At 61.6% G+C, this 3,557-nt stretch carries 4 protein-coding genes; 3 read left to right on the forward strand and 1 reads right to left on the reverse strand.

Annotation, left to right across the window (positions count from 1 at the left end; genetic code table 11):
* On the reverse strand, positions 1-1,559 hold a 1,559-nt coding region (locus tag EN969_RS21855; protein ID WP_127419384.1), incomplete at its 3' end, for a TonB-dependent receptor.
* Positions 1,560-1,757: 198 nt separating this feature from the next.
* Here EN969_RS21855 and hemP point away from each other — a divergent pair.
* The 3 genes from hemP to EN969_RS21870 form a co-directional block, all read left to right on the forward strand.
* Entirely contained in the window at positions 1,758-1,964 is a 207-nt protein-coding gene (gene hemP, locus EN969_RS21860; protein WP_063168168.1) for a hemin uptake protein HemP, read from the forward strand.
* Between the two features lie 23 nt (positions 1,965-1,987).
* Positions 1,988-3,049: a hemin-degrading factor gene (locus tag EN969_RS21865; protein ID WP_063168167.1), complete on the forward strand. Its 1,062-nt coding sequence runs from the start codon at positions 1,988-1,990 to the stop codon at positions 3,047-3,049.
* 11 nt (positions 3,050-3,060) lie between these two features.
* Positions 3,061-3,557 (forward strand): ABC transporter substrate-binding protein (locus tag EN969_RS21870; protein WP_164758407.1); only part of this gene is annotated, 497 nt, incomplete at its 3' end.

A 3,557-nucleotide genomic window follows, 5' to 3' on the forward strand; every position in this document is an offset into this window, starting at 1 on the left:
GTCTTTCCAGTCTCCGGCCGCAGATTGGGATTGGGCAGGAACGGAAAGCTGACGCCTGCCGGATGATTGCCGCTGATCAGCGTCTCGGCGATCGATGGCGAGCGATAGCCCTCGGCATAGGTGCCATAAAACTGAAGGCCGGCAAGGCCTGCGGATTCGAACGGGGAGACGCCGACGGTGATGCGCGGCGATACCCTGTCGCCGGAAATGTCGTGGGTGTCATCTTTGAGACTGTAGTTGTCGTAACGCAGCCCGGCGATGACTTCGAGCCACTCCCAGGTGAGCTTGTCCTGGACATAGGCGCCCGAAACGTTGCGCTTGCCCGAAGGCGTGTAGAAACTGTCGCCACCAGCCGCGCCGCCGGTCTCGACGTTATCGCCGACCCAGTCGCCGCCATAGGTCAGCTCGTGCGCGATCCCACTCGTCTCGAACCGGGACGTGTTCCAGATGTCGATGCCGGTGGTGCCGACGTCGAATGTCGACTGCGATCCCGCCGGCAAGACAACGGGAAGGCCGGTGACCGGATCAAAGCGGTTTTGCGGGACAAGGCTGGTCAGATCGAGGTTGGTCTTGTTGTAGGAGGTGTTGATGTGGAGATCGAGCCAGCTCTTGTCCTCATCCGTGATGTTGTAGCGCGCCGTGAAGGTGTTCGACTTCAGGTCGACGTCATTGACCGGCGCACCGCCGCTGATCTCGTTCCAGCCATCGCTTGAGCCGACCCAGCCGAGCTTCAGTTCGCTGTTGTCGGTCGGGCGTATGCTGGTCTTGAGCAGTCCGCTCAGCACGTCGAAGCCGGTGCCCTTGACGGTGTCGCCGCCGCCATCCTTGTAGTCGTCATAGTCGCGGTAGACGATGTTGCCCAGCACGTCCCAATTCTCGTTAATGCGGTAGGCGCCGGATGCACTTGTGGTCCAGCCCTTGCCGTTGCTCTCATAGCGTCCCGTGACGGAACCGGCCCATGTCTCGTCAGGCTTGAGGAAATCCTCGGCATCCTTGGTGTCGAAGAAGACGACGCCGCCGATGGCGCCCGAGCCGTAGGTGTTGGCTACAGGACCACGGATAACATCCACGGATTTGACGAGTTCGGGGTCGATGTAGAAGGTCGACTGCGTGCCGTGGTCGGAGCGCTGGAAATTCTGTCGTGCGCCGTCGACGATGACTGCGACGCGACCGAAATCCTGCAGGCCGCGGATGTTGATGCTGGTGCTGACGCGCCTGGCGTCGGCCTGCGCCGCGACACCGGGCACGCCGAGCAGCATCTCATTGGGCGTCGTCGCCATGCGGCGGTCGAGCTGTTCCTGGCCGATATGGCTGGCCGATGCCAGCGATTCGATCGCCGTCTCGCCGGTGCGGCTGATGACGAGGATCTTGTCGAGCAGCGTTGCTCCCGCTGGTGCTGCCTTTTCCTCTTCAGCCTTCTTCGTTTGATCTGTCGTCTGCGCCGCCTGCTGGGCGTTGGCCAGTTGCGCCGATAAGGCAATCGCCGCCACGCTTGCCAGCAATGCCGCCGCGCCGTTCGCCGCCGACCGGCCGCGCCATTCCCAAGTCACAAACCCCATGCCCCAACTCCAAAGTCCAGGTTTCATGCTGGCTGGCCCGGGGCTGGCTGGCATTTTTGATCGTCGCCGACGTCTTAAATGTTGACTCATTTAATCCGGTATTGCACTGACTAGTAAACATGATTATTCAAGTCAAGAAATGAATCGGATTACGCAACGCCTAGCCAGACGCCCGGCACAGGAAAGGGATCCATCCAGATGAACACCCACAATCCCAACGATTTTCGCTATCGCGTCCGCCGTCCCGACGATGCCTCCCCCCATTTCGACCGGGTTCCGCTGGCGGTACGAACCCTTTCCAGCAACACCCTGTTCCAGGGCGAGCACGAGATAGGCATCGAGCATCACGGTGCACTCTACCGGCTGAAAATCACCCGCCAGGGCAAGCTCATTCTCAACAAGTAAGACAAGGCAACAGGGACCGAGACATGGATCAGCGCGTAAAACCCGCCCCGCATGAAATCCGGCGGGCACGGACAGACAATCCGAAGACGCGCGAGCGTGATCTGGCTGCCCATCTCGGCATTTCGGAAGCCGAACTGGTCGCGGCGCATTGCGGCGACGGCGTCGTCCGCATCGAGCCGCGCGTCAACGATCTTCTGACCGGCCTCGAGGCCGTCGGCGAGGTCATGGCGCTGACCCGCAATGACAGCGCGGTGCACGAGAAGATCGGCGTCTATGACAAGGTCGTCACCGGCACCCACAATGCCATGGTGCTTGGCGAAAACATCGACTTGCGCATCTTCCCGAAGGTCTGGGCGCACGGCTTTGCCATCGAGAAGCGCGACGGCGACGAAATCCGCCGCAGCCTCCAGTTCTTCGATGCGGCAGGCGAGGCCGTGCACAAGGTGCATCTGCGGCCGGCCTCCAGCCTCTATGCCTATCAGAAGCTGGTCGCCGCGCTCGAATCGTCCAACCAGGAACCGACGGTCGACATCTCGGGGCCACTCCCCGATGACGAGATCCATGGCGACGAAGCGGCCGCCAATCTCGACGATCTGCGTGACCGCTGGAGCCGGCTGACCGACGTGCACCAGTTCTTTGGTATGCTGAAGACGCTGAAACTAAGCCGCCGGCAGGCGGTGCGCCTGGTTGGGCAGGACTATGCCTGGCAGCTCGACAATGAGGCGGTCCGGGCCATGTTTCATCATGCCGCGGAGGGCGAGATGCCGATCATGTGCTTTGTGGGAAACCGCGGCTGCATCCAGATCCATTCCGGTCCGATCAAGTCGATCAAGCCGATGGGACCATGGATCAACGTGCTGGACGAAACCTTCCACCTGCATCTGCGCACCGACCACATCCACGAGGTCTGGGCCGTGCGCAAGCCGACCAAGGACGGTCATGTCACCTCGCTCGAGGTCTATGACGCCGACGGCAAGATGATCATCCAGTTCTTCGGCAAGCGTCATGAAGGCGAAAGCGAGCGAGACGACTGGCGCTTCCTGGCGGAAAACCTGCCGCGCATCCCAAGCCCGACTGCAGCCTGAGAAAAAATGCTATGAGTGTTTTCCCAAGATTGTCGGCTGTGCGCGGATCTATTTTGGGGCCGGTGATCGGCCTCTCCATGGCTGTTATCGCACTGCAACCCGCCAGCGCCGCGGAAGGCACGGCCGTGTTTGCCGATCCTTCAAAGATCGTGGCCATTGGCGGCTCGATCACCGAGATCGTCTATGCTCTCGGCCAGGAAAAGCATCTGGTGGCACGCGATTCCACCAGCCGGTTCCCAAAGGCGGCGCTTGAGCTGCCCGATGTCGGCTATATGCGCGCGCTGTCGCCGGAGGGTGTGCTGTCGGTCGACCCGACCGGCATCCTGGCGCTGCATGGCAGCGGCCCCAAGGAAGCAGTCGATGTCTTGAAGAAGACGAGCGTGCCGTTCATCGAGGTGCCCGAGCACTACAGCCACGAAGGCATTCTCGAGAAGGTCCGCATCGTCGGCAAGGCGCTCGGCGTCGACGCCAAGGCCGAGGTGCTGGCCAAGGAGCTCGATGCCAAGCT

This window comes from Mesorhizobium sp. M7A.F.Ca.CA.003.01.2.1, from assembly GCF_003998945.1.
Classification (GTDB): Bacteria; Pseudomonadota; Alphaproteobacteria; order Rhizobiales; family Rhizobiaceae; genus Mesorhizobium; species Mesorhizobium ciceri.

Excerpts from the sequence above, each read along its gene's own strand:
- hemP (WP_063168168.1), top strand. The coding sequence starts at position 1,758 with ATGAACACCCACAATCCCAACGATTTTCGCTATCGCGTCCGCCGTCCC.
- EN969_RS21865 (WP_063168167.1), top strand. The coding sequence starts at position 1,988 with ATGGATCAGCGCGTAAAACCCGCCCCGCATGAAATCCGGCGGGCACGG.